The 26,917-nt window shown below is 64.2% G+C and carries 27 protein-coding genes; 11 read left to right on the forward strand and 16 right to left on the reverse strand.

The window, feature by feature from the left end; all coding sequences use genetic code 11:
* Nucleotides 1-65 precede the first annotated feature (65 nt).
* The 5 genes from lnt to miaB all read right to left on the reverse strand — a co-directional run bounded on the left by lnt (nucleotide 66) and on the right by miaB (nucleotide 5,756).
* Nucleotides 66-1,595 carry an apolipoprotein N-acyltransferase gene (lnt, locus tag AB5Y80_RS16050; RefSeq protein ID WP_368173180.1) on the reverse strand — a complete coding sequence of 510 codons (1,530 nt, stop codon included), beginning with the start codon at nucleotides 1,593-1,595 and terminating at the stop codon, nucleotides 66-68.
* A 180-nt stretch (nucleotides 1,596-1,775) separates the two neighbouring features.
* Complete coding sequence (gene corC, locus AB5Y80_RS16055) at nucleotides 1,776-2,657, reverse strand: CNNM family magnesium/cobalt transport protein CorC (RefSeq protein WP_010673769.1); 882 nt, start codon at nucleotides 2,655-2,657, stop codon at nucleotides 1,776-1,778.
* A gap of 95 nt (nucleotides 2,658-2,752) precedes the next feature.
* Complete coding sequence (ybeY, locus tag AB5Y80_RS16060) at nucleotides 2,753-3,217, reverse strand: rRNA maturation RNase YbeY (RefSeq protein ID WP_039041101.1); 465 nt, start codon at nucleotides 3,215-3,217, stop codon at nucleotides 2,753-2,755.
* Entirely contained in the window at nucleotides 3,214-4,272 is a 1,059-nt protein-coding gene (locus tag AB5Y80_RS16065; protein WP_042865110.1) for a PhoH family protein, read from the reverse strand. Before AB5Y80_RS16065 ends, ybeY begins: the two co-directional genes overlap by 4 nt.
* 50 nt (nucleotides 4,273-4,322) lie before the next feature.
* Nucleotides 4,323-5,756 (reverse strand): tRNA (N6-isopentenyl adenosine(37)-C2)-methylthiotransferase MiaB, encoded by a 1,434-nt coding sequence (miaB, locus tag AB5Y80_RS16070; RefSeq protein WP_368173181.1) that lies wholly within the window; start codon nucleotides 5,754-5,756, stop codon nucleotides 4,323-4,325.
* A gap of 224 nt (nucleotides 5,757-5,980) precedes the next feature.
* Between miaB and AB5Y80_RS16075 the strand changes: the two genes are divergently transcribed.
* Together AB5Y80_RS16075 and AB5Y80_RS16080 are read left to right on the forward strand one after the other, a co-directional pair.
* Entirely contained in the window at nucleotides 5,981-7,144 is a 1,164-nt protein-coding gene (locus AB5Y80_RS16075) for an FAD-dependent monooxygenase (RefSeq protein ID WP_368173182.1), read from the forward strand.
* 140 nt (nucleotides 7,145-7,284) lie between these two features.
* The gene (locus AB5Y80_RS16080) at nucleotides 7,285-7,851 is read left to right on the forward strand and encodes a cysteine hydrolase family protein (RefSeq protein ID WP_368173183.1); all 567 of its coding nucleotides are present in this window, start codon (nucleotides 7,285-7,287) and stop codon (nucleotides 7,849-7,851) included.
* A gap of 36 nt (nucleotides 7,852-7,887) precedes the next feature.
* Here AB5Y80_RS16080 and AB5Y80_RS16085 read toward each other — a convergent pair whose 3' ends face one another.
* Complete coding sequence (locus AB5Y80_RS16085) at nucleotides 7,888-8,769, reverse strand: LysR family transcriptional regulator (protein ID WP_368173184.1); 882 nt, start codon at nucleotides 8,767-8,769, stop codon at nucleotides 7,888-7,890.
* 114 nt (nucleotides 8,770-8,883) lie between these two features.
* Here AB5Y80_RS16085 and AB5Y80_RS16090 point away from each other — a divergent pair, with 114 nt between their 5' ends.
* A complete protein-coding gene (locus AB5Y80_RS16090) occupies nucleotides 8,884-9,108 on the forward strand; it encodes a hypothetical protein (RefSeq protein WP_010673776.1) in 225 nt (74 codons plus the stop codon).
* Complete coding sequence (locus AB5Y80_RS16095) at nucleotides 9,105-9,776, forward strand: HAD-IA family hydrolase (protein WP_324018511.1); 672 nt, start codon at nucleotides 9,105-9,107, stop codon at nucleotides 9,774-9,776. The genes AB5Y80_RS16090 and AB5Y80_RS16095 overlap by 4 nt, the downstream gene beginning before the upstream one ends.
* Before the next feature lie 21 nt (nucleotides 9,777-9,797).
* On the opposite strand, the gene AB5Y80_RS16100 is transcribed toward AB5Y80_RS16095, so the two are convergent.
* Nucleotides 9,798-11,258, reverse strand: coding sequence for a diguanylate cyclase (locus AB5Y80_RS16100; RefSeq protein ID WP_323947652.1), 1,461 nt, complete (start codon nucleotides 11,256-11,258; stop codon nucleotides 9,798-9,800).
* Nucleotides 11,259-11,363: 105 nt separating this feature from the next.
* The gene (locus tag AB5Y80_RS16105) at nucleotides 11,364-11,966 is read right to left on the reverse strand and encodes a nitroreductase family protein (RefSeq protein ID WP_010673779.1); all 603 of its coding nucleotides are present in this window, start codon (nucleotides 11,964-11,966) and stop codon (nucleotides 11,364-11,366) included.
* Nucleotides 11,967-12,256: 290 nt separating this feature from the next.
* Between AB5Y80_RS16105 and AB5Y80_RS16110 the strand changes: the two genes are divergently transcribed.
* Together AB5Y80_RS16110 and AB5Y80_RS16115 are read left to right on the forward strand one after the other, a co-directional pair.
* On the forward strand, nucleotides 12,257-13,801 hold the full coding sequence (locus tag AB5Y80_RS16110; RefSeq protein WP_368173185.1) for a diguanylate cyclase: 1,545 nt from the start codon (nucleotides 12,257-12,259) through the stop codon (nucleotides 13,799-13,801).
* 241 nt (nucleotides 13,802-14,042) lie between these two features.
* Nucleotides 14,043-14,516: a YMGG-like glycine zipper-containing protein gene (locus AB5Y80_RS16115; RefSeq protein ID WP_039041096.1), complete on the forward strand. Its 474-nt coding sequence runs from the start codon at nucleotides 14,043-14,045 to the stop codon at nucleotides 14,514-14,516.
* A gap of 87 nt (nucleotides 14,517-14,603) precedes the next feature.
* Here the strand turns inward: AB5Y80_RS16115 and AB5Y80_RS16120 are convergent, their stop codons facing one another.
* A complete protein-coding gene (locus AB5Y80_RS16120; protein ID WP_039041095.1) occupies nucleotides 14,604-15,560 on the reverse strand; it encodes a D-2-hydroxyacid dehydrogenase in 957 nt (318 codons plus the stop codon).
* A 121-nt stretch (nucleotides 15,561-15,681) separates the two neighbouring features.
* The gene (locus AB5Y80_RS16125) at nucleotides 15,682-16,452 is read right to left on the reverse strand and encodes a DUF3530 family protein (RefSeq protein ID WP_134996598.1); all 771 of its coding nucleotides are present in this window, start codon (nucleotides 16,450-16,452) and stop codon (nucleotides 15,682-15,684) included.
* 308 nt (nucleotides 16,453-16,760) lie between these two features.
* Between AB5Y80_RS16125 and AB5Y80_RS16130 the strand changes: the two genes are divergently transcribed.
* Genes AB5Y80_RS16130 through AB5Y80_RS16145 form a run of 4 tightly spaced genes read left to right on the forward strand, consistent with a single transcriptional unit; the run spans nucleotide 16,761 to nucleotide 20,082 of the window.
* Nucleotides 16,761-17,801 carry an isopenicillin N synthase family oxygenase gene (locus AB5Y80_RS16130; protein WP_042880267.1) on the forward strand — a complete coding sequence of 347 codons (1,041 nt, stop codon included), beginning with the start codon at nucleotides 16,761-16,763 and terminating at the stop codon, nucleotides 17,799-17,801.
* A gap of 21 nt (nucleotides 17,802-17,822) precedes the next feature.
* Nucleotides 17,823-18,635: a MetQ/NlpA family ABC transporter substrate-binding protein gene (locus AB5Y80_RS16135; protein ID WP_368173186.1), complete on the forward strand. Its 813-nt coding sequence runs from the start codon at nucleotides 17,823-17,825 to the stop codon at nucleotides 18,633-18,635.
* The gene (locus AB5Y80_RS16140; RefSeq protein ID WP_368173187.1) at nucleotides 18,632-19,426 is read left to right on the forward strand and encodes a methionine ABC transporter ATP-binding protein; all 795 of its coding nucleotides are present in this window, start codon (nucleotides 18,632-18,634) and stop codon (nucleotides 19,424-19,426) included. The genes AB5Y80_RS16135 and AB5Y80_RS16140 overlap by 4 nt, the downstream gene beginning before the upstream one ends.
* Nucleotides 19,411-20,082, forward strand: coding sequence for a methionine ABC transporter permease (locus AB5Y80_RS16145; protein WP_010673787.1), 672 nt, complete (start codon nucleotides 19,411-19,413; stop codon nucleotides 20,080-20,082). Before AB5Y80_RS16140 ends, AB5Y80_RS16145 begins: the two co-directional genes overlap by 16 nt.
* Nucleotides 20,083-20,176: 94 nt before the next feature.
* Here AB5Y80_RS16145 and efp read toward each other — a convergent pair whose 3' ends face one another.
* From efp to AB5Y80_RS16160, 3 genes are all read right to left on the reverse strand, one after another.
* Nucleotides 20,177-20,743: an elongation factor P gene (gene efp, locus AB5Y80_RS16150; RefSeq protein ID WP_010673788.1), complete on the reverse strand. Its 567-nt coding sequence runs from the start codon at nucleotides 20,741-20,743 to the stop codon at nucleotides 20,177-20,179.
* 45 nt (nucleotides 20,744-20,788) lie between these two features.
* Entirely contained in the window at nucleotides 20,789-21,985 is a 1,197-nt protein-coding gene (gene earP, locus AB5Y80_RS16155) for an elongation factor P maturation arginine rhamnosyltransferase EarP (RefSeq protein ID WP_368173188.1), read from the reverse strand.
* Nucleotides 21,986-22,077: 92 nt separating this feature from the next.
* On the reverse strand, nucleotides 22,078-23,121 hold the full coding sequence (locus tag AB5Y80_RS16160; protein WP_323913718.1) for a GMP reductase: 1,044 nt from the start codon (nucleotides 23,119-23,121) through the stop codon (nucleotides 22,078-22,080).
* Between the two features lie 391 nt (nucleotides 23,122-23,512).
* Here AB5Y80_RS16160 and AB5Y80_RS16165 point away from each other — a divergent pair, with 391 nt between their 5' ends.
* Nucleotides 23,513-23,992, forward strand: coding sequence for an ATP-dependent zinc protease (locus AB5Y80_RS16165; protein WP_041201491.1), 480 nt, complete (start codon nucleotides 23,513-23,515; stop codon nucleotides 23,990-23,992).
* Between the two features lie 67 nt (nucleotides 23,993-24,059).
* Here the strand turns inward: AB5Y80_RS16165 and AB5Y80_RS16170 are convergent, their stop codons facing one another.
* From AB5Y80_RS16170 to AB5Y80_RS16180, 3 genes are all read right to left on the reverse strand, one after another.
* Nucleotides 24,060-25,499 (reverse strand): ATP-binding protein, encoded by a 1,440-nt coding sequence (locus AB5Y80_RS16170; protein ID WP_104455468.1) that lies wholly within the window; start codon nucleotides 25,497-25,499, stop codon nucleotides 24,060-24,062.
* Nucleotides 25,496-26,188: a response regulator gene (locus AB5Y80_RS16175; protein ID WP_041215642.1), complete on the reverse strand. Its 693-nt coding sequence runs from the start codon at nucleotides 26,186-26,188 to the stop codon at nucleotides 25,496-25,498. The genes AB5Y80_RS16170 and AB5Y80_RS16175 overlap by 4 nt, the downstream gene beginning before the upstream one ends.
* 81 nt (nucleotides 26,189-26,269) lie before the next feature.
* Complete coding sequence (locus AB5Y80_RS16180) at nucleotides 26,270-26,917, reverse strand: tetratricopeptide repeat protein (protein WP_113068846.1); 648 nt, start codon at nucleotides 26,915-26,917, stop codon at nucleotides 26,270-26,272.

The following is a 26,917-nucleotide window of genomic DNA, read 5'->3' on the forward strand; positions in this document are numbered from 1 at the left end:
CATAAGCCAAACCATAAAAAGAGGCGCCCAAGGGCGCCTTTTTTGTTTATCGGGGTTGTGTGGTCTTAGCCCTTGCGCGCCCAGGGGTGGGCGCGGGGGCGCAGCCACAGGGCCAGCCCCAGCAGGGCGGCGGCCAGGCCATACATGGGCCAGCTGCCAAAACGCAGATAGGGGGTCTGGCCGTGGGCGGGGCGTACCTCGGCACGCAATACTCCAGCCTCGAACTGCGGGATCTGGGCGATGATGCTGCCGTCTATCTCGGTGACGATGGTGATGCCAGTGTTGGTGTCGCGCAGCAGCGGGCGGGCCAGCTCCAGGGCGCGCATGCGGGCGATCTCCATGTGCTGCCAGGGGCCGATGCTGGTGCCGAACCAGGCGTCGTTGGAGACGGTCAGCAGGAAGTCGGTATCCGGCTGCACGTTGCGGCGCACCTCGTCCGGGAAGATGATCTCGTAACAGATGGCGGCGGCAAACTTGAGCCCCTTGGCGATCAGGTTCGGCTGCACCTCGTCACCCCGGCTGAAGGAGGACATGGGCAGGTTGAAGAAGGGGGCGATGGGACGCAGCAGATCTTCAAAGGGCACGAACTCGCCGATGGGCAGCAGGTGGTACTTGTAGTAGCGGTTCTTGTGCTCGTAGTAGTAGGACTCCTTGCCCTCAGCATCCTGTACCCCCATGCCGAGCACGGTATTGAAGAAGCGCTGCTGTTTCAGATCGTAATGGATGATCCCCGCCAGCAGGCCGGTGTCGTTCACCTTCATCGCCTTGTCCAGGCTCTCCAGATAGGTACCCATCTCCTTCTCGATGGCCGGGATGGCGGACTCCGGCCAGACGATGATGTCGGCATCCTGGTTCTCGCGGCTGAGATCCTGATACTTGCGCACGGTCGGCACCAAGGCCTCCGGATCCCACTTGAGGGACTGCTCGATGTTGCCCTGCACCAGCGCGACCTTGACCGGCTCACCCCGGGTCACCCAGTTGAGCTGCATCAGCCCCTGGGCGGCGCCCACCAGGGCGACGGGGAGCAGCAGCCAGGCCGGCTTGCGGTGCAGCCATACCAGCCAGAGGGAGGAGGCGGTGAGCAGCAGGGCGAGGGTGATGCCCTGCACCCCGAGAAGGGGAGCTAAGCCCTTGAGGGGGCCGTCTATCTGGGTGTAGCCGAACCAGAGCCAGGGGTAGCCGGTCATCACCCAGCCCCGCAGCCAGTCGGCCATCAGCCAGAGCGCCGGGAAGGCGAGCAGCCAGCGGCTCCAGTGGCGGCCGGCAAAGAAGCGGGCGAAGAGCCAGCAGGCCAGGGTCGGGTAGAGGGAGAGATAGGCGCAGAGCCCGGCCAGCAGCACGAAGGCGGCTGGCAGCGGAATGCCGCCAAACTCCGTCATGCTGACGTGGATCCACCACTGCCCGGGCAGGAACAGACCCATGGCGTAGCCGAAGCCGCGCCAGGCTGCCTGTTTGGGGGTGGCCTTGTCCAGCAGGGCGTATAGGCCGAGCAGGGAGGGGATCACCAGGGGCCAGTAGCCGAAAGGGGAGAAGGCCAGCACGGCGATGGCGCCGCTGGCAATGGCAAACAGGCTGGTCAGGAGTTTCGATTTCACGGGGGATCGGGGCTCGAATTGGACTGAATGGAAACACAATGGCCGACATCTTAACCGCAAACCGGGTCAACGGCGAGCCTCGCGGTCGGCGTGGGCCAAGTGGCGGTCGCGCGGCGGGAGGGAGGCAAAAAAAGCGCCCCTGACGAGAGGGGCGCGGGATGTGCGTGGTGCTGGGCGGGATCAGGACTCCGGCTGCGCCGCCGCATGATGCTCGGGGATCTTCACCTGCAACTGTTGCAGGCGACGGCGATCGGCGTGCATCACCTTGAACAGGTAGCCGTCGAGTTCGATCTCTTCACCCTTCTTGGGCAGGTGGCTGAAGGCGTGCATCACCAGACCGCCGACGGTGTCCACCTCTTCATCGCTGAACTGGGTGCCGAAGAAGTCGTTGAAGTCCTCGATCTCTGTCAGCGCGCTCACCGAGAAGACCCGCTTGCTGATGCGGCGGATCTCTTCCGGCTCGTCCTCGATGTCGTCGAACTCGTCGTCAATCTCGCCGACGATGAGCTCCAGAATGTCCTCGATGGTCACGAGGCCAGAGACACCGCCAAATTCGTCCACCACGATGGCCATGTGGTAGCGTTCTTCCCGGAACTCCTTGAGCAGGCGATCGACCCGCTTGCTCTCCGGCACGATCACCGTGGGACGCAGGATCTTCTCCAGCTGGAGCGGTTCGCTGGCATGCTGGCCGCCAAAACCGAACGGCAACAGATCCTTGGCGAGCAAGATGCCCTCCACGTGATCCTTGTCTTCGTTGATCACCGGGAAGCGGGAGTGGCCGGATTCGATGATGACCGGCAGGAACTCGTCCACCGGCTGGGACTTCTCGATGGTCACCATCTGGGAGCGGGGGATCATGATGTCACGCACGCGCAGCTCGGCAATTTCGAGCACGCCCTCGATCATGTCCTTGGTGTCCTGATCGATGAGGTCCCGCTCTTCGGCATCGGCGATGACCTCTACCAGATCGTTGCGGTCTTTTGGCTCGCCCTGGAAGAGTTGGCTGAGTTTGTCGAGCCAGGTTTTCTTCGGCGAGCCGGTACTAGGGTGATCGTCGGTCATTTTCTCTCTTGGTTACTCGTATGAACACACTTGAAATCGTTGTGGCTATATGAGGATGGGCATCAGCTGTTTCAAGACGATGACCATCCGGTTCGTTACTCTTCGTCGTTCAGATAAGGATCGGCGAAGCCCAGTTCCTGCATGATGTCGCGCTCGAGCTGCTCCATCTCCTCGGCTTCCTCGTCCTCGATATGGTCATAACCTAGCAGATGCAGACTGCCATGCACAACCATGTGAGCCCAGTGGGCCATCAGGGGCTTGCCCTGTTCGACGGCTTCGGCCTCGACCACCTGGCGGCAGATCACCAGATCCCCGAGCAGGGGCAGCTCGAGACCCGGTGGCGCCTCGAAGGGGAAGGAGAGCACGTTGGTGGGCTTGTCCTTGCCGCGATAGGTATGGTTGAGCTCGCGGCTCTCCGCCTCGTCCACCAGGCGCACCGTCACCTCGGCCTCGGGCTGGAAGCCCAGAATGGTGCCGTCGAGCCAGCCTTGCAGCTGGGCCTCGGTCGGCAGGCCGTCCGGGCTGGCGCAGGCCAGTTGCAGATCCAGGGTCACGCTCATTGGGCACTCTCTTTGCTGGTGTTCTCGTTGCGGGGAGTGGCTGCGTTCTTCTCGGCCGCCTGCTGGGCATCGAATGCCTCGTAGGCCTGCACGATGCGGGCCACCACGGGATGGCGCACCACGTCCTTGGACTCGAAGAAGTTGAAGGAGAGGCCATCGACCCCCTGCAACACCTCCAGGGCGTGGCGCAGACCGGATTTGGTGCTGCGGGGCAAGTCCACCTGGGTGATGTCGCCGGTCACCACCGCCTTGGAGTTGAAGCCGATGCGGGTCAGGAACATCTTCATCTGTTCCGTGGTGGTGTTCTGGGCCTCGTCCAGGATGATGAAGGCATCGTTGAGGGTGCGGCCGCGCATGTAGGCAAGCGGCGCCACCTCGATGACGTTGCGCTCCATCAGCTTCTCCACCCGCTCGAAGCCCAGCATCTCGAACAGGGCGTCGTAGAGGGGGCGCAGGTAGGGGTCCACCTTCTGGGAAAGATCACCGGGCAGGAAGCCGAGCTTCTCACCGGCTTCCACCGCCGGGCGGGTCAGCAGGATGCGGCGGATCTCCTGGCGCTCCAGGGCATCCACGGCGGCGGCCACGGCGAGGTAGGTCTTGCCGGTCCCGGCGGGCCCGATGCCGAAGCTGATGTCGTGGCGCACGATATTGGCGATGTACTGGGCCTGGTTCGGGCTGCGGGGCTTGATGAGACCGCGCTTGGTCTTGACCGTGACCTCCTTGCCATAGGGCAGGGAAGGGGCGGGTTCGTCGTCCTGCTCCAGCACGCGGGACTCCTGCACCGCCAGGTGCACCATCTCGGGGGTGATGTCGCTCACCTTGCTCCCCTTGAGGGGCTGGGTTTCCACATAGAGGTGCTTGAGGATGACGGCAGCCGCCTCCACCTGGGCCTGCTTGCCGATCACTTGGAAGTGGTTGTCCCGGTAGCTTATCTCGATGCCGAGACGGCGCTCCAGCTGCTTGAGGTTGTCGTCAAAGGGTCCGCACAGGCTGGCGAGGCGCTGGTTGTCGGCGGGTTCAAGGTGCAGATTCAGGGTGGAGATGTGTCGGCTCAAGGTGTCCTCTTATCGGTTGTTCCCCCGCCAGGGGGCGGGGGAGAGAGTCATCAATGGGGTCTGAAGGCCGCAACGCCCAGATCATCGGGCACGTTGTCAGGACGACGGGCGAGGATCTCGCTCGGGGCCGTGGCGATGCGCAGGTTCATTTCGTCCTCGCCGCGGATGAAGCGGCCGCGCAGGGAGTAGGGGCGTACGTCGGTGATCTCCACGTCGGCGAAGCCGCCGATGAGGCGGTGCGGCCCCTCGAAGTTGACCACCCGGTTGTTCTCGGTGCGGCCACTGAGCTGCATGGGATCCATCTTGGAGGGCCCCTCCACCAGGATGCGCTGCACCGAGCCCAGCATGGCGCGGCCGATGAGCATGGACTGGTGATTGATGCGGTTTTGCAGTCGAGTCAGGCGGGCCTTCTTCACTTCCATGTCGACGTCATCGGGCAGGTCCGCGGCCGGGGTGCCGGGGCGCGGGCTGTAGATGAAGCTGAAGCTCATGTCGAAGTTGATCTCCTCGATGAGTTTCATGGTGGCCTCGAAGTCTTCGTCCGTCTCGTTCGGGAAGCCGACGATGAAGTCGGAGCTCATGGTGATGTCGGGACGCACGGCGCGCAGGCGGCGGATCTTGGACTTGTACTCCAGCACGGTGTGCGGGCGCTTCATCATGGTCAGGATGCGATCCGAGCCGCTCTGGATGGGCAAGTGCAGGAAGCTGACCACCTCGGGGGTATCACGATAGACCTCGATGATGTCGTCGGTGAACTCGACCGGGTGGCTGGTGGTGTAGCGAATGCGGTCGATGCCGTCGATGGCAGCCACCAGGCGCAGCAGTTCGGCGAAGGTGCAGACCTCCCCGTCGAAGGTCGGCCCCCGGTAGGCGTTGACGTTCTGGCCGAGCAGGTTCACTTCGCGCACCCCTTGCTGGGCGAGCTGGGCGATTTCATAGAGCACGTCATCCAGCGGCCGGCTCACCTCCTCGCCACGGGTGTAGGGCACCACACAGAAGGAGCAGTACTTGGAGCAGCCTTCCATGATGGAAACGAAGGCGGTCGCCCCCTCGGCACGGGGTTCGGGCAGGTTGTCGAACTTCTCGATCTCGGGGAAGGCGATGTCCACCTGGGCACCGCGCCCCTCCTGCACCTGCTTGATCATGGTCGGCAGGCGGTGCAGGGTCTGGGGTCCGAAGACGATGTCCACATAGGGCGCCCGGCTGCGCAGGTTCTCCCCTTCCTGGGAGGCGACGCAGCCGCCCACCCCGATCACCAGCCCCGGTTTTTTCGCCTTGAGCTTCTTCCAGCGACCGAGCTGGTGGAACACCTTCTCCTGGGCCTTCTCGCGGATGGAACAGGTGTTGAGCAGCAGCACATCTGCCTCTTCCGGCTCCTCGGTAAGCGTGTAGCCATTGCTGGCATCCAGCAGGTCCGCCATCTTGGACGAGTCGTACTCGTTCATCTTGCAGCCCCAGGTCTTGATATGAAGTTTCTTGCTCATTGCTTCTCGTGACTGGTTTTGAAATCGGCAGGGTCAAAGGACCGGCCATTTTACTCCGCAATCCCGGTGCTGACCAGTCTGGGGCCGCCCGCCGCCATCAGGGCCGGCTTGTCGTCGGCAATTGTGCATCCCCCTCACTGTTTCTGCCGCCTCCTTGCGTTATCATGCCCCATTCGGTTCGGCCCTTGCCCCTCATCGCGGGGACTCCTTGCAGGAATCAAGTTATGGAACAGTGTGATATCGCCATCGTCGGCGCCGGCATGGTGGGCGCCGCCACCGCCTGCCTGCTGGCGGCAGAGGGGCTCTCGGTACGGGTCATCGAGACCCGGTTGCCCGAGCCCTATGCCCCCGAGCAGTCGCTGGATCTGCGGGTTTCCGCCATCAGTCAGGCCTCGGTGGCGCTGCTGACCCGGGCCGGTGCCTGGCAATATCTGCAGCAGATGCGGCTGTGCCCCTATCGCCGGCTGGAGACCTGGGAGCTGGACGGCTTCGCTACCCGCTTCGACGCGGTGGATCTCGGGCTGCCCCAGCTCGGCTACATCATCGAGAACCGGCTGATCCAGCTCGCCCTGCTGAAAAGGATGGAGGATTTCCCGACCATCCAGACCCATACCCCGGCGGCGGTGACGAGTCTGCGCCAGAGTGCGGATGACGCGGTGCTGACCCTGGATGACGGCACCGAGCTGCAGGCGCGCTGGGTGCTGGCCTGCGATGGTGCCGAATCCCACACCCGGCGATTGGCCGGTATCGGGGTGTCGCGTTTCGAGTACCGCCAGCATTGCATGCTGATCAACATCGACACCGATTTTGCCCAGGAAGACATCACCTGGCAGCAGTTCATCCCGAGCGGCCCGCGCGCCTTCCTGCCGCTGCCGGGCCGCCATGGCTCCCTGGTCTGGTATGACAGCCCGGCCCGCATCCGGGCGCTGGCCGCCATGAGCAACGAGGCCCTGGCCGTCGAGGTGCGCCGCCACTTCCCGAGCCGCCTTGGCGGTTTCACCGTGACGGCAAAGGGGAGCTTCCCCCTGGTGCGCCGCCACGCCAACGACTATCACGCCGGGCGAGTGGTGCTGCTCGGGGATGCGGCCCACACCATCAATCCGCTGGCGGGGCAGGGGGTGAACCTCGGTTTCAAGGACGTGGCCTGCTGGGCCGGGTTGCTCGGCAAGGCGGGGGCGCAGTGGCACGAGCTGGCGCTGGCCGGGCGTTACGAGGGGCGACGTCGCCCTGACAACCTGCTGATGCAGTCGGGGATGGATCTCTTCTACGGGGTCTTCAGCAACGAGATAGGCCCCCTCAGGCTTGCCCGCAACCTGGCGCTGAATCTGGCGGACAAGGCGGGCCCCCTCAAGGAGATGGCGCTACGCTATGCGCTTGGGCTGGTATGAGGCAGTGCGTGGCACTGCCAGGTGCCAATCGGGTGGCATATCAATCCGTGTGATGGTGCCAGCCGGTTTTTTATATGGCCGCGAGGAGTGATCCAGGCGGCGAAGAGGCAAAACGGCCTCAGGCAAGGGGGGAGCACATCATGAACAAGGCATTGCTGGTGATCGATTTCATCAACGACATCGCCCACCCGGACGGGCGCATCGCCGCCTCGGCGGCCCAGGTGATCGAGCAGGACGCCATTGCGCACGCCAACCAGGCGCTCGCTCATGCCCGCGCTCACGGCTGGCTGGTGGTGCTCATCAAGGTGGGGTTTGACGAGGGCTATCTGCTGCAACCCAAGGGCTCCCCCATGTTTGGCCGTGCCCGGCAGTTCGGGGCCCTCTCCCTGGCGGACAGCGGCACCGACTTTCATCCGGATCTCGATGTGCAACCCGGGGATCTGGTGCTGACCAAACCCAGGGTCAGCCCCTTCTACGGCACGGCGCTGGAGCCTGCGCTACGGGCCAATCGCATCGAGCATCTCTATGTGTGTGGCGTGAGCACCAGCTGGGCCATTCAGGGGGCGGTGCGGGATGGCCACGATCGGGACTACGCCATCACCATCCTGGAGGATGCCTGCGCGGCGGCGGATGCCGCAGAACACCAGGCTTCCCTGCGCATGCTCGGTCGCATTGCCGAGATCATCAAGGTCGCGGAGCTGGACTGAGCCCGGCCATCCTCTCCTGCAGGAATCTCATGCATCTCATGCGGGCTCGGGGTGCGTTTCTCTCACCATGGCGAGGAAGCGATCCCGAATGGGATCGGCAAATTCCGGGTTCCACACCAGGCTGATTTCCCATTCCGACCAGGGGCCGGAGAGGGGGTAGAGGGTCACCTCCTTGCCCGCGATGAACCCCACGCTGCGCGGCAGGATGGCGTTGCCGATACCGGCGGCCACCAGGGCCACCAGGGTCTGGATGTCTTCCGCCTCCTGAATGAGACCGGTCAGCCGGTTGGCGCCGAGAAAGCGGGCGATCTGCTGGCTGAGACCCGGGCAGCGATGGCCCACCATCTGCAGCAAGGGATCGCGGATCAGCGCCCGCTCCAGGTCGAAGTCCGGCCCTGCCACCTGGGTGGGGACGGCCAGCACCAGTCTGTCCGTCAGCAACCTGTGTTCCCTCAGCTGTGGCGCATCAGGCTGTCGCATGAAGCCCAGTTGCAGCCGACCCGCCAGCAAGTGCTCCTGCTGGATGGCGGAGGTGGTGTCCCGCAGGTGAACCAGCACGTCGGGGGCCTGCTGTTTGAAACGGGCCACCAGGGAAGGGGCCAGTGCGAAGCTGGAGAGCCCGAACCCGATGTTGAGGCGTCCGGCGGCACCGCTTGCCAACGCCAGGGCATGCCGCTCGAATCCCTTGCCGTGATCCACCAGAGCCCTGGCCTGGGGCAGCAACTGGAGGCCGATGGCGGTCAGCTCGGCCCCGTGGCGGCCCCGGTTGAACAGGGTGCTGCCGAGGGCCTGCTCCAGCCCCTGGATCTGCTTGGTCAGGGCCGGTTGCGTCACAAAAAGCCGGCTGGCCGCCTCCCGGTAGTTGGCACTCTCGGCCAGCATGACGAAGGCCTGCAATTGTCTCAGGTCGAATCTCATTCCATTTGGTTATCCAATGTGGCGATTTATTGATTATAAATTATCTAATCTCCTTGTTCTAATGGTCTCGAAACGGGCCTGCTTGCCCGCTGTTCAGCCACAAGGAGTCATGTCATGTCGAGCGAACGCTATCTGTTCTTGATCAAGGGGAGCCTGGTGATGGCTCAGCCGCTGGCCGCACCGGAGACCGGGGAGCTGCTGACCAGCCTGTTGCAGCAGGGGTTCGTCGTCGCCCCCTTGCCGGTGTGGGCCAGCAATGCGGAGCAGGCGCTCGCCTGTTACGAGGCCGCTGCCCAGCGGCAGGTCTTCGCCGATGCGCTGGCGGGGAGAGCCCTGTGAGCGCGGTGCGCGTGAGGGCCGCGGCCCTGCTGCTGGACATGGACGGGACCCTGGTCCACTCCACCGGCGACGTGGAAGTCGTGTGGCGGCGCTGGTGTCAGCACCATGGGCTGGATCCCGCTCCCGTGCTCGCCATGTGCCACGGCGTGCGCTCACGGGAGGTGATAGGGGCCCTGGCTCCCCAGCTGGACATGGCGGTGGAGGTGGCCCTGCTCGACGATCTGGAGATGGCATACGCTGCGGCGCCGATGCCCCTGGACGGTGCCCGGCGACGGCTCGAACAGCTGCCGCCGACGCGCTGGGCGCTGGTGACCTCCGCAAGCCGGAGGGTGGCAGAGCACCGGCTGCTGCACGCCGGATTGCCGCTGCCCCGTCTCCTGGTGTGCGCCGGGGATGTGGTACGGGGCAAGCCGGATCCCGAGCCTTATTTGCTGGCTGCCAGCCGGTTGGGACTGGCTCCGGCCGATTGCCTGGTGTTCGAGGATGCGCCAGCGGGCATCGCCAGCGCCCTGCAGGCGGGTTGCCAGGTGGTGCAGATGGGGGGAACAAGGCGGTATGACGACAGGCTCAAGGGCTGGCTGCGGGACTGGCGCGGGATCGAGATCGAGGTGGCATCGGACGGGCTCCATCTTCATCTGCCCGCCCCGCTGCCGGCAGAGGCCGGATGATGACGACAAGAGCCACGCCATTCAGGTGCCGCAAGATTGCCCTACGCTGGGGGAAGCCTGCTCGACCGAGTAGCGTTCCACCCGGTTGCGGCCATTGTGCTTGGCCAGATAGAGCGCCTGATCGGCGCGAGAGAGCAGCTCGTCCAGATTGAAGGGGCCCTCTCTCTGGGAGGCGATACCGATGCTGACCGTGATGCAGACGGCGGGCTCGGCTCCATTTTCTTCCCCTGGCTGCGCGACGATTTTTCGCAGCCGCTCGGCCACCGCCATGGCCTGCTCCTCGCTGAGGCCGGGCAAGATGGCCACGAATTCCTCTCCCCCCAGGCGACAGAAGAGGTCCCCCGGTCGAAGCTGGTCGCGCACCCGGGCCGCGAAGCCGCTCAACTGGTTGTCCCCCTCTTCGTGACCGTGACGATCATTGATGCGTTTGAAATGATCGATGTCCAGCATGCAGATCGCCACAGGGTAGCGCTGCACCGTGAGGTGCTGGAGCAGTTCATTGGCGGCCGACCAGAAGCCGGCCCGGTTCAGCGCACCGGTCAGGTGATCGTGGTGGGCCAGGTGTTTCATCTCTCGCAGCAGGCTGTTGCGGGCCGCCATGATGCTGGCGGCGGTCAGGGGGGTGAGAGCGATCAGCATGACCCCTATCCGGACGGAGAACATCCAGTACTGGGTCTGGACATCGTGATTGATGACGAGGTGGCCGTTTGAGAGGGCGATCAGGATCAGGGTGCTGTAACCCAGGGTCAGCAGGCTGGTGGCGAAGACGGAGTAGGTGACTGCGCACCAGAGCAGTGCCGGTACCGGGAAGGCGATGGATCCCGGCCCCTCGATGAGCAGGGTGAGCAGCAGGGAGGCCACCAGGCTCAGCAGCGGCATCAATCCGGTCCAGGAGAACTCGGTGCGGTAGAGGAGGGTACGCCAGGGGGGCACGCTGTCATGGGGAGGCAGTGTCAGGAGCACCGGCAGTATGGTCATGTAGTTCACCAGCTCGCTGGCAAACCAGAAGCCCAGCCCGTAGAGCGGGGGGCCCAGAGACAGGATGGGATTGATGATGGCGCCGACCACGCCGGCGGCGAGGGAGGCGGCCAGGGTGTTTCGCAGCAGGAGCACGAGGGAGGTGGGGCGCCTGAGGAGCTTGTCGGCAGGTGCGAGCCGATGCATCAGCAGATACCCGACGCCGATGCCGGCCAGGTTGCCGCAGGTCAGCAGGATGGTTTTGAACAGGGGCTCACCGGTGAAGAGGGCGGCGAGAAAAAAGCCCAGTATGCCGCCGGCCCAGCCTGCCGGTGTGGCCAGGCGTGGATAGCGCACCATGCAGCCGAGCATGACCGCATTGGCAGGCCAGAAGGCCGCCAGCAGGTTAGGGGGGCGGGTGAAGATGCCGATCAGCGAGAACAGCAGTACCAGGGCGGCGACACACAACAGAGCGGACAAGGGCGTCAATGTGCATGAGGTACGTTGGCGTGCGATGTCCCCCATGGGGACCTCCTGACAAGAGAGGGTTTGCTCAGAGTATGGCTGGCACGTGACAAGGGTGAACGAGTGCGAGATGAAAATGCCCCCTGGTGGAGGGGGCGTGAAGGCTTACTTGAAGACCCGGAAACGCACGTCGTCGTCGATGAAGGTCTTGTCGCCGGCAGGTTGCTCTATGCTGCCAAAAGGCATCTGGGCACGGAGCAGCCAGCTGGCGGGCAGGTCCCACTCCTTGCGGACCGCATCGTCGATGAGCGGGTTGTAGTGTTGCAGGGAGGCGCCGATGCCCTCCTGGGCCAGGGTGGTCCAGACCGCGAACTGGGCGATCCCGGTGGCATGTTCGGACCAGATGGGGAAGTTGTCGGCATAGAGAGCGAATTTCTGCTGAAGATCCTCGATGACGGCGGTGTCTTCGAAGAAGAGCACGGTGCCAGCCCCGGCGCGGAAGCTGCCGTTGATCTTGGCTTCACTCTGGGGATAGGCCTCCGGCGGCACTATCTTCTTGAGCTCCGCCTTGACGATGTCCCACAGCTTGTGGTGCTGCTCGCCAAACAGGATGACGGCGCGGGAACTCTGGGAGTTGAACGAAGAGGGGCTGTGCTTGACGGCATCCTTGATGAGGGCGGTCAGCTGGGCCTCGGAGTGGGTCACCCGGTTGCCCAGGGCATAGATGGTACGACGTGCTTTGATCTGTTCGATAAACGGACTGCTCATAACATCTCCTTGGTTGATGAATCATCACCGCCAGCGTTGCCGACAAAGGTCATCTGGCTCCGATTTCTCGAGTCATCGACTATAACACCTTGCGGGCAATAAACCGTCAACGACGAGTAATGACTGTTTCTACTTTTTATGGATATTCACATGACGGATGTGAACATGGCCGCGAGACACCTTGATATCTTTTTTATCATTAGCAGTGGATGTTAATGACTTCAATCAATATCTTTTGCAGATTTTTAATCTATAAAATTCATCCAGTATGACATTTTATAGAGGGTGGCATGACGGCGGCGCTGATCAAGGAACGCTATTACATACTGACTCCGCTGTCGCTTCTCCTGGGAGGGCTGGTGCTGATCGCCACCCTGTTGCTGGCGGCAGCCAGCTACCTGAGCAGCATCGACAAGACGGTGGCGGGTTACGGTCACATGCTGGCCGCCCTCGACGCCACCCTGTTCCAGGACATGGCGCAGGACAACCGCCGCCAGCTTGGCGTGCTGGAGGCGTCCTTGGACAAGCAGGCCATCGCTGCCGGGGCATCGGCCATCAATCCCATCTGGCCCATTGCCCATCAGTTCAAGTACGACGCCCACTTCCTCTATTTCTACAATGCGCGCACCCATCGGCTCGACGGCTATCCCGACTGGCAGCAACCGGAGGGCTACCGGGCACAGGCGCGGCCCTGGTACCAGACCCTGTCCGGCGAGGGTGATGATCTCGTCTGGTTCGGTCCCTACCCGGAGTTCGATTCGGCCGGAGAGGTACTGACCCTCATCAAGCGGGTCAAGGATGATGAGGGGCAACTGCTTGGGCTGCTGATGGTGGACATGTCGTTCAGCGCCTTGCAGGGGGCGTTGCACCGGGCGGTGGGTGAGGATACGGTGGCCCTCTACATCACCGAGCGCAAGGGGGGCAAGCTGGTGGTGGGGCACAATTTGTCGCTGTTGCCGCCCCGTCTCGAGCGGGAGACGCAGGCGGCTGGGCTGGACGGGTTCTGGGAAGGACGCCATCTGCAACACGCTCTGGAGGGGATGGAGTGGGATCTCAACGTCTATCTTCCCCCCTCCCATTTTCATGAAAACCTGCAAGACACCCTGCTGATGGTGGTGCTGCCCGCCCTGGCATTGCTCTGCATCTGGCTGTGCAGCCTGTGGTTTCTGGTGCGGATCTTTCGTCAGGAGCAGGCGCTGGTGCAGGGCTCGCTCAGCGGCCTCATCCGGGATGAGGCGAGAAAGGAGATCCAGCGGCGTCAGCGAACCTGGTTCGTGCACGGCAGCCTTGGGGAGATAGAACAGGTGCGAAACAGCCTGCTGCAAGGGCAGGATGCCCTGCTCCACGACCCTCTCACCGGCATCCTGAACCGGCGAGCCTTCGATCAGCAGCGGGCGGGGCTGGAGCAGGCGGGGAGGCCCTACTGGCTGGTGCTGTTCGATGTGGATAACTTCAAGCGCGTCAACGACAGCTGGGGACACGGTGTGGGGGATGCGGTGCTGTTTCGGGTGGCCACCATCATGGCGAGAACCCTGGGGGATGAGCGGGTCTACCGCATCGGGGGCGATGAATTTGCGGCCTTGCTGCCCTGGGAGCAGGCGGAGGTGGAATGCCGCCTGACCCACCTGCTCGGTCGGGTGAAGGCCCTGAAATGGCGGGAATTCGCCGACGCCATCACCCTGAGCGCCGGCGGAGCGCGCTATCCGGATGATGCCCTGACGCTGCTCGAGCGGGCGGATGCCTGCCTGTACGAGAGCAAGCACCAGGGGCGGGATTGCTGGCATCTGGCGGCGTCGTCGCCCGTTGACGGGGAGGTTGTGACAGTATCTGTCTGACGGTGATCGCTGCAAAAAAGGGCCTTTGGGCCTAGAAAAGGGTCATGACGGGGATGATTTCTCGTGTGACCTTTTTTTTTGATGTGGTTTCAGGTGGTTAGCCTGCTTTCTTGCGTCGTGTCGCGAACCGGAGACAGGGAGGGCTGGCCGTGAGGTACCCCTTGCGGCAGTGGCGCAGGTCAGGGGGCTTTGTATAGTGCAGGGAAAAATAATCAATCATCAGGTTTGACAGGAGTACCCCATGAAAATGAAACCGTTTGGCATGAGCGCACTGGCGCTGCTGGGGGCGTTGCTGTTGGGCACAGGACAGGTGCAGGCATCCGAGACCCTCAATACCATTCTCGGCGGCGGAGCCGGCGGGGTGGCGGGCACCATGATCGGCAAGGAGCTGGGTGGCGACACCGGCGCCCTGGTGGGGGCAGCCCTGGGGGGCGCGGCCGGTGGTGCGGCCACGGCCAATAGGGGCAACAAGAACGAAGCTGCGCTCGGCGGCGCCGTCGGTGCCCTGGGCGGGGCAGCCATCGGCAAGAGCGTCGGTGGCAGTACGGGCCAGCTGATCGGCGCCGGTATCGGTGGTGCCGGTGGCTCCGCCATCGGAGCCAGGACCGGGGATGGTCACGAGAGCCGCGGCGATCGCTATTACGATGACAGGCGCTATCACAAGCACCACAAGAAACACAAAAAGCACCGCAAGCACAGATGGCATGACGACTGATGCCGCGGCAAGCTGACCGACAAAAAGGGGCCTTTGGCCCCTTTTTTTGATCCCGCTGTCGGCCCGTGAGGGGCGGCGAGCGGCCTCTTACACCAGCCGGTGCTGGCGCCTGCCAAGGGAGAAGGCGTTGATGTTGTCGATGAGCTGATCCGCGAGGCGCTGCATCGACTCTTCGCTGGCCCAGGCCACGTGGGGAGTCAGGATGAAATTGGGGTAACGCAGGGCCTGCATCAGGGGGTGATCCGGAGGCGGCGGCTCGACGCTCGCCACATCGAAGCCGGCGCCCCCCAGACGGCCGTTGCCGAGGGCTTCGAGCAGCGCCTGCTCGTCCACCAGGCCGCCACGGCCCACGTTGATGAGCAGGGCACCCGGTTTCATCAGGGCCAGCTCCCGCTCCCCGATGAGATGGCGGGTGTAGGGGGTGAGCGGGCAGTGCAGGCTGATCACATCCGAACTTTGCAGCAGGGCATCCAGGGGCAGCCTGTCGTCATCCCCCGGGGAGCCGACTTGGCTCTGGGCATAGTAAACCTCCATCCCGATGGCGCTGGCCCGCTGTCCCAGCGCCTGTCCCAGGGTGCCCTTGCCGATGATCCCGAGGCGCTTGCCATGCAGATCCGTGATGGGGTGGTCGAAGAAGCAGAACTGGCCGCTTTGTTGCCAGCGCCCCTCCAGCAGGGACTGGCGCCAGGCGAACAGGTTGCGCGACAGGGCGAGCATCAGGGCCATGGCGTGCTCGGGGACGGAAGGGCCCGAGTAGTTGCGGATATTGCACACGGCGACATTGGCGGCGCGGCACGCCTCCAGATCCAGGTTGTCGCTGCCGGTGGCGGCCAGGGCGATCAGGCGCAGTTCGGGCAGTTGGGCCAGTTCATCGGCCCCGATGCGCACCTTGTTGATGATGGCGATGCTGGCGCACTTGAGCCGCTCCACCACCTGATCCGGCGCCGTGGTCGGGTAGCTTTGCCAGTGATGGGGAAAATCGGGGCGGCGCAGATTGATGCCGGTGTCCAGGGTGTCGCTGTCGAGAAACACGATTTGCTGCATGAAGCCTCCTGCCATTGGTTCGGACATGATGCCAAACATGGAGGGCGGCTGACCAGCGCGGTGGCATCGGGCCAAGTCCGATGGGGAAGGCAAAAGGCGGGGGGCTGTGCCTCGGAGGGACTCAGATCCAGCCCAGGTGCGTCAGCCAGCCCTGGATGCGCCCCGGCGTCTCCTCCAGATCCATCAGGGCATAGGGGCGGTAGTTGAGCTTGTGGCTGCGGCGGCTCTCGCTTCTGCGGGCTTCGGCCGCCAGCAGGGGCCAGCGTCCTCCCTCCTCCTGATAGAGATCCAGGGTAGGGATGCTGCCCTGGGCTATCTGCTTGGCGAGGGTCTGGTTGCTCAGCTGGTTGGGGAAGAAGCCGTCGAGCAGCACCAGGGCATCGGGGGCGGGCAACTGTTCGCTGGCGATGAGGTTGGCGGCCCAGGCGGCGCTGGTACCCTGGGCCAGCAGCAGCTTGAAGCCCCCCTCCTGCAGCTTGGCATCCCCCAGCTTGCTGATGCGGGAGGCAAACTGCTTGCGAAAATCGTCGATGACCTGCTGTTTCTTCTCGGCGGCGGGGTCGAGCTCGGTCTGCTGCGGCGAGGGGAGCAGCAGCAGGGTATCGAAACCGAGGCGCCCCAGCTCCCGGGTCAGTTGCCACAGCTGGCCGCTGCGCTGCCAGTCGGGCAGCAGGATGACCAGACCCACGTAGTTGTCGCTGTCGTGCTTGGCAAACAGTACCTGTTGCTTGTCCACTCTGGTGCTGTCGGGTATCCCCTGCCAGTCGCTCTCCTGCCAGTAGTCGGGGGGAACCAGGGGGGCTGGATCCGGGGCGGCGCCTGACGGTGCCTGCCCGGCGCCGTGGGCGGCAAAAGCAAGCAGGGTCAGCAGCAGATAGGGGCGAAATGTCATGGGGGATCCTCCAGCACTCCCTCATAGCGGCCTCGCCGGGGGTTTCTTTAGGGCAAGGGGGCACATCGGCATCGGCGGTGGCGAAGAGGGTCTGACCGGCGGGCCGGACACGGGCCCGGGATTGTTCCAAATGGCAAAGCATTCCCGGTTTTGATTGTTCCATCCCGTGACCCATACATGGTTCAGTAAGGGCAGACAGACAGGGGGCCGGGGCATGTCGCCACTGGCCGCAGGCGGAGAATTCTCCCCCTGTCTCGTCAGAACGAGAGGTTCACCCTCACTTTCCATCGACAGGGAGCGTTATCGCCATGAGCACCTTGGTTCACTTGCCCATCCTCGACCTGAGGCAGCTGGATGCCTCGCCCGACGCTCGGGCCGATTTTCTGGCATCGTTGCGCGATGCCGCGAGAGAGACGGGATTTTTCTACCTGACCGGCCACGGCATCGATCCCGAGCTGCAACAGGAGGTGCAGCAGCTGTCGCGGGCCTTCTTTGCGCTGCCTCTGGCGGCCAAGCAGCAGGTCGCCATGATCCACTCTCCCCATTTTCGTGGCTACAACCGACCGGGGGCGGAGCTGACCCGGGGTCAACCCGACTGGCGAGAGCAGTTTGATATCGGTGCCGATCGCCCAGCCTTGCCGCGCGCGGCGGGCGACCCGCCCTGGTGGCGGTTGCAGGGGCCGAATCAGTGGCCGGAGGCGCTGCCGACACTGCAACCCGTGCTGACGCGCTGGCGTGGGCAGATGACCCGGATGTCCCGTACCCTGCTCGGGGCTTTTGCCGAGGCGCTCGCACTGTCGCCAGATGCCTTCGATGCCCTGCACGGAGAGCGTCCCAACGAACATATCAAGCTGATCCGCTATCCCGGTGAGCGGGGCGCCACCCAGGGGGTCGGTCCCCACAAGGATTCGGGCTTCCTGAGCTTCCTGCTGCAGGATGACCAGCCCGGCCTGCAGGTGGAGGTGGCGCCGGATCACTGGATCGATGCGCTCCCGCTCCCCGGCACCTTCGTGGTCAACATCGGTGAGCTGCTGGAGCTCGCCAGCAACGGCTACCTGCGGGCGACCGTGCACCGGGTGGTGCCGTCGGCGCCGGGGCAGGAGCGTCTCTCCATCGCCTTCTTCCTGGGGGCCCAGCTCGACGCCGTGGTGCCCGTCTATCCGCTGCCCGAGGCACTGGCCCGTGAAGCCAGAGGGCCTGCCACCGACCCGCACAATCCGCTGCTGCGGGAGGTGGGCTGGAACTACCTCAAGGGGCGGCTGCGTTCCCACCCTGACGTGGCATTGCGCCACCATGCCGATCTGTTGCCGACGCCCCGGGCGCTGGCGGTCGGCGAAACCACCCATTGATTGCATGGCAAGGAGCACAAGATGAACAAGCACGGACTGTTTTCCCTGAGCGGCCTGGTATTGGCCCTCGGACTCTCTCTCTCCGCCCAGGCAGCCCAGGCGCTGCGGGTTGCCGCGGATCCACTGCCCCATGCGGATATCCTCGGCGAGGTGAAACGCCAGGACCCTTCGCTGGATCTGCAGGTGATCGAGCTCAGTGGCGGCATCAATGCCAATGCCCTGCTGGTGGCGGGTGATGTGGATGCCAACTACTTCCAGCACGTCCCTTACCTGCGGGATCAGGAGAAGGCGCTCGGCACCGAGCTGGTGGTGGCCGCGACCGTACACGTGGAGCCTCTTGGCATCTATTCGAAGAAGTTCAAGCACCTGAGGGAGGTACCGAAAAAGGCGGTGATCGCCCTGCCCAACAATGTCACCAACCTGAGCCGGGCCCTCTATCTGTTGCAGCACGAGGGGCTCATCACCCTCAAGGCCGGCCATGAAGATCCGGCGCGGGATCTGGCGACGGTGCACGACATCGCCACCAACCCCAAGGCGCTCAGGATCCTGGAGATCGAGGCACCGCAGCTGCCGCGCTCCCTCGACGACGTGGATCTGGCGGTGATCAATGGCAACTATGCCCTGGAGGCGGGGCTGGAGCCTGCTCGCGATGCCCTGGGGCTGGAGAGCGCCCAGAACAATCCCTACGCCAACATCCTGGTGACCACCCCGGCGCTCAAGGATGATCCGCGGATCCGCCAGTTGGCGCGGGATCTGGAGTCCAGGGCGATCGCCGACTTCATTCGCAAGAGCTACAAGGGGTCGGTGATCCCGGTGGCCGGGCGGCAGTCATGATAGTGCTGGAGGGGCTCGGCAAGCAGTACCCGGGGCACGGGCAACCCGCTCTGGAGGGAGTGTCGCTCGAGATTCCGGATGGGGCCATCTACGGCATTCTCGGGCGCAGCGGCGCGGGCAAGAGCACGCTCATTCGTTGCCTCAATCTGCTGGAGCGGCCAAGCCGGGGCCGCATCCTGTTCGATGGCCGCGACATCACGGCCCTGGAGGGAGCGGCCTTGCGCCGCCACCGTCAGGGGACCGGCATGATTTTCCAGCACTTCAATCTGCTGCACGCCCGCAGCGTGGAGGAGAATGTGGCGGTCCCGCTGGAAATCGCCGGTGTGGCGCGCCGGGAGCGGGCTGCCCGGGTCAGCGAGCTGTTGGAACTGGTGGGGCTTGGCGAGCACCGTCGCGCCTTTCCCTCCCAGTTGTCGGGGGGGCAGAAGCAACGAGTGGGCATCGCCCGCGCCCTGGCCGCCAATCCGCGCCACTTGCTCTGTGACGAGGCGACCAGTGCCCTGGATCCGGAGACCACGGAGTCGGTGCTGGCGCTGCTTGCCGACATCAACCGCCGCCTCGGGATCACCATAGTGCTCATCACCCACGATCTGGAGGTGGTCAGGGCCATCTGCGATCACGCGGCATTGCTTGAACGGGGTCAGCTGGTGGAAAGCGGCGCTCTGGGCACCCTGCTGGCCAACCCCGACTCCCGTGTGCGGCAGGCCCTGTTGCCGGATCCCGAGATCCTGCGGCGTTTCATGGCGCGTCACGGAGTCACAGAGGAGGTGCGTTTATGCAGAGTCGCCTGAGTGTCGATGCCTTGCTCGAACTGATGTATCAGGGGTCGCTCGAAACGCTCTACATGGTGGGAGTGGCGGCCGTGTTCACCCTGTTGCTGGGGCTGCCGACCGGGGTGCTGCTGGTGGTGACCCGTCCCGGGGGCGTGCTGCCCTTGCCCCGTCTCAACATGGTGCTGGGGATCGGTATCAACATCGGGCGGTCGCTCCCCTTCGTGGTGCTTCTGATCGCCCTGATCCCCCTGACCCGGCTGGTGGTCGGCACCTCACTGGGCAGCACCGCCGCCATCGTCCCCATCACCCTGGGGGCCTTCCCCTTCTTTGCCCGGGTGGTGGAGAGCGCCCTCGATGAGGTGGACAAGGGGCGCGTCGAAGCCGTGCTCGCCATGGGGGGCAGCGGCTGGCACGTGGTCGTCAAGGCGCTGCTGCCCGAGGCCTTGCCGGCGCTGCTGGCCGGACTCACCCTGACGGTGGTGATGCTCATTGGCTTCTCTTCCATGGCGGGGGTGGTCGGTGGTGGCGGGCTCGGGGATCTGGCGATCCGCTACGGCTACCAGCGCTTTGACGACAAGGTGATGGCAGGGACAGTGGTCATGTTGCTGCTGCTGGTGCAACTGGTACAGGGGGTGGGGGACAGGCTGGTGCGGGCACTGGCCCATCGCCGCTAGGGGCACGGCTTCTCATCAGGTCGGCCGTGAGGTGCCAGCCAATAAAAAAGCGAGCCTTGGCTCGCTTTTTTTGCAATCACATCAAGGGGTCAACTTAGTTGACGCGACGCTTGAATTCACCGGTACGGGTGTCGATTTCGATCTTGTCACCGATCTCCACGAAGGCGGCAACGGCCAGCTCGTAGGAGGTGCCCTTCAGGCGGGCAGGCTTGGTCACTTTACCGGAGGTGTCGCCACGGGCGGCCGGCTCGGTGTACTCGACTTCACGCACGATGGTGGTCGGCAGTTCTACGGAGATGGCTTTCTCGTTGTAGAAAGTCACTTCGCAGAGGTCTTCCATGCCGTCTACCAGGTAGTTCAGGGCATCACCCAGGTTGTCTTTCTCGACGTCGTACTGGTTGTACTCGGTGTCCATGAAGACATACAGCGGGTCGGAGTAGTAGGAGTAGGTGCACTCTTTACGCTCCAGCTGAACGACTTCCAGCTTGTCGTCGGCCTTGAAGACGGTCTCGGTGGCGCTGCCGTTCAGCAGACCCTTCAGCTTCATCTTGACCACGGCGGAGTTACGGCCGGATTTGTTGAATTCAGCCTTCTGGACCACCATCGGCTCGGTGCCGATCATGACTACGTTACCAGCGCGGATTTCCTGTGCGGTTTTCATGTAAAAAATTCCTGTTCGTGAAACGGACGGATAAAAACTGCCAGATTATATACGGCTTTCTAAAAATTTCACCAACCTCGTGACGAGATCCCCGTCCGCCAGCAGCCTCTGTGGCCAGGTGCGCCCATGTTGCTGCCATATGGCCGCGTATTGCGGCCATTGTGCCCAGAGTTCACCGGTGTGTTCCCCCCGGTTGAGGGCATGGTTGAAGCGGCGCAGCCACTGACCGGCCGGCGCTGGCAAGGGGGAGAGGTAGTGGTCGAGAAAACCGTCCAGCTTGACCATGTGGGCATCCTCTTCCTGCTGGTAGATGTGCCAGAGGAAGGGGCGCCCCGCCCACTGGGCCCGCACGAAGGAGTCCTCCCCGCGCACCAGGTTGAGATCGCAGCTCCACAGCAGGCGATCGTAGCCCCTCTGATCGGTCATCGGCAGCAGCTTGATGGTGAGGTTGCCCGCCTGGAGCAGATCTCCGGCCCGTGCACCGGGAATGGCCTCTGCCAGCCCTGCGCCGATGAGCACGTCGTCGAGGGAGCGCCCCAGCGGCAGCAGCAGGGTGACGGGGGGGACGCTCTGGCGCCAGCCCTCGACCAGGCTCCTGAGCGCCTCGCTCTCGTAGGTGAAGAGGCTGACCCGCAGCTCGTCTTCTCGTTGGGGTGGCAGGCCGAGGCTGGCCCAGTAGGCGGCCAGTCCCGCTTCATCCTGCTGCCAGCGCTCGCGCTCGACGATGAGGCCGTGCTCGCACAGCAAGCCGCCGGTTCTGGCGGTGAAACCCGGGAAGAAGAAGTACTTGTCGAGGCGCCGGCTGCCGACCTGCTGGGGCGAGGCGAGGCCATGGCAATCCTCGACCCAGCTCTCGGCTGAGAGGTACTCCAGGTTTATCCAGCAGGGGGGCGTGGTCTGCTCGGCCATGCGTTCGATAAAGGGGGCGGGCAGCTCGCAGGCAAACGCCTCGATGACCACCCTGGCCGGGGTCATGTCGGCGGGGAGGCGCTCGTGCCAGTGCTGGACATAGATGCCATCGACCCACTGACCGTCCTGTGCGGGGTCGAGCGCCGGGCAGATGCGGGCGAAGCTAGCCAGATCGTCCACCCAGAGCCGCACCTGCACCTCACTCTTCTGCGCCGGGAGCGCGCCTTCCTGTTTGAGCTGGCGGGCGAGTCGCCAGGTGACGCCGATGTCACCGAAGTTGTCGACGACGCAGCAGAAGATGTCCCAGTCGAACGGGGGGAGAGGGCTTGTCATGGCGCGGGATCCCAGATGCAAAAAAACCGGTGCGCAGGGTAGCACACCGGTTGGCTGGCTTCTAACGGTCGGCTCGGGGCCGAAGGAGGGACTTACTCCTTGCCGTAGACGTTGTTCTCCTGCTCGCGCACCCGGATGAAGGTGGTGCGTTTGGTGAGCTCTTTCAACTGGCTGGCCCCCACATAGGTGCAGGTGGATCGCACCCCGCCCAGGATGTCGCGCACCGTGTTCTCCACCGGGCCACGGTAGGGCAGCAGCACGGTTTTGCCTTCGGAGGCGCGATACTCGGCGACGCCGCCGGCGTGCTTGTCCATGGCGCTGGCCGAGCTCATGCCGTAGAACTTCATGAAGGGCTCGCCATCGACCTCGACGATTTCACCGCCGCACTCTTCGTGAGCGGCCAGCATGCCCCCCAGCATCACGAAGTCGGCGCCGCCGCCGAAGGCCTTGGCCACATCCCCCGGGCAGGTGCAGCCGCCGTCACCGACGATCTGGCCACCCAGGCCGTGGGCCGCATCGGCACACTCGATGATGGCGGAGAGCTGCGGGTAGCCGACCCCGGTCTTGACCCGGGTGGTGCAGACCGAGCCCGGGCCTATGCCCACCTTGACGATGTCGGCGCCGGAGAGGATCAGCTCCTCCACCATCTCGCCGGTGACCACGTTGCCCGCCAGGATGACGTGGTTCGGGCAGGACTCGCGGATCTTGCGCAGAAACTCGACGAAGTGCTGGGAGTAGCCGTTGGCCACGTCCACGCAGATGAAGCGCAGGGCGCTGGACATCGCGAGGATCTGGCGGGTTTTGGTGAAGTCCTCCTCCGAGGTGCCGGTGGAGACCATCACATGGCCCAGCAGGGCCGGGTCGGTCTCATTGACGAAGGTTTGCCACTGCGCAAGGCTGTAGTGCTTGTGCACCGCCGTCATCATCTCGAAGCTGGCCAGGGTACGCGCCATGGCGAAGCTGCCGACGGTATCCATGTTGGCGGCGATGACGGGCACGCCCTGCCATTGGGTCTGGGTGTGCTTGAAGGTGAACTGGCGGGTCAGGCTGACTTGGGAACGGCTCTTGAGAGTAGAGCGCTTGGGGCGAAACAGGACATCCTTGAAACCGAGCTTCAAGTCTTCTTCGATACGCATTGCGAATTCCTTATTGAGCCTTGTGTGAGAGGTCACTTTGCAGTGGCAACTTTTCGGCAGGCGCAAAAAAACCGGTGGTTTTCAGGCCCTCCGGTTTACAGCAGTGTAGGCAAAAATCCCGTCAGAACAAGACTGATAATTCACGCACCGCTGTGGTAGCCTTTGGCGTCACAACCTGAGGATGGCCTCCAGCGTCATCCAGCACCCTGTTCTCCCCTCGTTTTCCTGCAGCATTCCCCACTCACGCGCCGTGCCCGGCATGGATTGTCGCCTGTTGGCACCGCGTCCAGAGCCCGCTCCCCTGCACGCCAGAATCCGGTTGACCCGGCAGTTGGCTGTGATACATCTGGGCGCAAGACTGACAAGGCGAGAGAGCAAGATGGGCAAGAGAATGGTGGCGGCGGCCATGATGTGGGCGCTGTGCGGCAGCGCGATGGCGGCCCAGACCAGCTATGGCTGGATCGAGAAGGGGGTGCTGATGCCCTACGGGGTGGCGGTCAAGATGAAGCTTGATACCGGTGCCCTCACTTCGTCGCTGGATGCCCGCGACCTGAAGCATTTCAAGAAGGATGGCAAGCCCTGGGTGCGCTTCAACCTGGTGCTGACCGATGCCAATACCGACAAGGTGGTGCGCCGGAGCGTGGAGCGACCGGTGGAGCGCAGCGTGACGGTACGCGGGGCGGGCGGCATGGAGCAGCGCCCGACGGTGACCATGTCCGTCTGCGTCGGGGACCAGGTCTACAAGGAGTGGTTCACCCTGCGGGATCGCAGCAAGATGATCTACCCGGTGCTGCTGGGGCGCCGTCTGCTGGCGGAGCTGGGACCGGTGGATTCGAGCCGGACCTTCACGGTACAGCCCACCTGCGACTAGGGTGGTGGTGCCATGAAAAACGGGGGCCTGGCCCCCGTTTTTCATGGCGTGCGCAAAGGCTGACCCCTCATGCCTGGCGCGAGGTGGGCAGCAGCACGCTCACTTCGAGCCCCCCTTCGGGCCGGTTGTGGATGTCGAGATCCGCTCCGTGAAGCTGGGCGATGCGCGAGACGATGGCCATGCCAAGGCCCACGCCATCCCCCTGCTGGGGATTGACCCGGAAGAAGCGCTCGCACAACCGGGAGAGGGCGGCGGTGGGGATGCCGGGGCCGTTGTCCCGCACATCCACCCGGATCCGGTTGCCCACCTGGCTCACCACCACGGCGACCTCGCCGCCCACCTGGGTGTAGCGCAGCGCATTGTCGATGAGGTTGCCGAACATCAGCTCCAGCAACATCGCCTGTCCCATTACCTGCACCTGTTCGGCGCCCTCCAGGGACAGCTGCTGATCCTTTTTCAGGGCGATGGGGGCCAGGGTCGCCAGGGTGCCCTGCAACAGGGGGAACAGGGGGAGGGCGGTGAGGGCCGGGCTCTGCTGGTTGTCGATGCGGGCCTGGGTCAGCAACTGGCGGATCAGCCGGTCGCTGCGATCGAGGGCCAAGAGCATCTTGCGCAGGGCCTGCTCCCGGCTCTGATCATCCTCGGCCGTCATGGCGTTCTCGCTGTGGATGCGCAGCACCGCGAGGGGGGTGCGCAGCTCGTGGGCGGCCTCGTTGGTGAACTGTTTCTCCCGATCCAGGGTGTCAGCGAGGGCGTGCATCAGCCGGTTGATCTCCCCCACCAGCGGCGTCAGCTCCTCGGCCTTGATGGCAAGATTGAGGGGGCTCAGGTTGGCGGGATGACGCTCGCCGATGGCTTGCGCCAGCTGGTGCAGCGGTGACAGCCCCCGGGTGATCAGCCACCACAGCAGACCGAGCAGGAAGGGCAGGGTGATGAAGAGGGGCAGCATGGTGAGGGTGGCCATCTTGCTGGCCAGCTCGCTGCGTTCGTCATCCCGCTCCGCCACGATGAGCCAGGTCTGTTCACCTTCGTTGTAGAGGGTAAAGGTACGCCACTCGTGGTGATCCTTGGTCTCGCTGTTGAAGCCCCGCTCCAGGGTGGTCAACGGTTGGGCCGGGGCATTGGGCGAGCGCAGCAGCACGGCGCCCTGCTCGCTCAGCAACTGGAAGTAGAGGTTGTGCTCGAATTCATGGCCATAGGGGGTGAACTCGTTGTCCTGGCCGAACTGGAAGAAGCCGCCCTTCTCGATGTGGGGCGTCTCGGGGACGGCCTGCACCCACTCCTGGTACACGGTGCCGTTGCGCGGCAGCTCGCCGCTCTGCTTGAGATAGCGGCTGAGCAACTGGTTGGTGATGCGGGCGGACTGGGCGAGACGGGCATCAAACAGCTCTTCCATCTCGTGGTTGGCCTGCAGGTAGCCGATAAGGCCGCTGATGGCGAGGCTGAGGCTGACCAGGGCCAGGATGCCGGAGAGCAGGAAACGGCGGATGGAACGGACACGGCTCATGGGGCGGAGGCTCCTCTTGCGCCCTGGACGTCGAGCTGGGGCACGATGTAACCGACGCCGCGAATGTTGCGGATGAGCTCGGGGAAGAATTTCTTGCGCAGGTGGTGAATGTGCACCTCCACCGCGTTGCTCTCTGCCCCCTCGTCCCAGCCGTAGAGGCTCTGTTGCAGTTGATCCCGGCTCAATACCCGGCCGCTCTGGGTGATGAGCTCCTGCAACAGCTTGTACTCGTGGGGGGTGAGCTTGACCGGCTCGCCCCGATAGGTGACCTGTTGTGACGCGGGGAAGAGCTGCAGCTCCCCGTACTCCAGCACCGCCTGGGCCTGCCCCTTGCTGCGCCGCACCAGGGCGCGCAGCCGGGCGTTGAGCTCCTGCAGGGCGAAGGGTTTGACCATGTAGTCGTCGGAGCCTGCATCCAGCCCCAGTACCCGGTCGTCCAGGGCATCACGGGCGGTCAGGATGAGCACGGGCAGGGTCTGCCCCTCCCGGCGCAACTTGCGCAGCAGGCTGATGCCGTCGATGTCCGGCAGGTTGAGATCCAGAACAAGGGCGGCAAACTCCTCGCTCTTGAGCGCCGAGAGGGCCGGCATCCCCTGCTGGAGCCAGTCCACCGTGTAGCCGCTGCTGCGCAGGGCATCCACCATGCCGTCTCCCAGCATCACATCATCTTCCACCAACAGGATCCGCATTGTTCTCTCCCTCAAACGACACTGCCCACCAGTATGCAAGCTGGTGGGCAGAGTTGAAATAGCGCACTGTGCTGCTTGTGTTTACAGCTTGGCGAGACGCTCGCGAATTTCCATTCTGCGGCCCTCGTCCGCCACCTCGCGACCAGGGCGGGCCGGGGCGGCCAGGGCCTTGTCCAGATAGACCTTCGCCTGTGCCTTGTCACCCTGATCCAGCAGGAAGTCGCCGTAGAAGAAGTTGGGGTCGATGCCGGTGGGATTGATGGCCAGCGCCTGCTTGAGCAGCTTCTCTGCCTTCTCGTCGTCTCCAAAGCCCACCGGCCAGCCGGGTACCTGGTAGTAGAGGGATCCCAGGCTGGTGTAGGCCGAGCCTTCCAGCGCCTTGGGATCCTGCTTGATGGCGATCTCGAGCTTGGCCTTGGCCTCCTTCACCAGGCCAAGGGCGCCGAGGCCGCCCTTGGCCCCCGCCCAGGTGCTCTTGACGATGGCGGACCAGATCAGCAGATCGGTGCGAAATGCCTCCTTGGCACTCGCCTCATCGGCCTTGGCACTCAGGCTCTCCAGGCAGCTCTCCTTGGCTTTTCCGGTCTGCTGGTACTGGCAGTGGGCCCACTCCTGCTGAATGGTGGGCAGGGCATCGGCGGCCTGGGCCAGACCGCTTGCCAGCAGGCCTCCCAGGGCGAGCAACAGGGGGCCGTGACCAAATCGGGGACGGAAAGTGGTGTGCTTCAT

Source organism: Aeromonas sp. R2-1, from assembly GCF_040908425.1.
In the GTDB taxonomy this organism is placed as follows: Bacteria; Pseudomonadota; Gammaproteobacteria; order Enterobacterales; family Aeromonadaceae; genus Aeromonas; species Aeromonas caviae.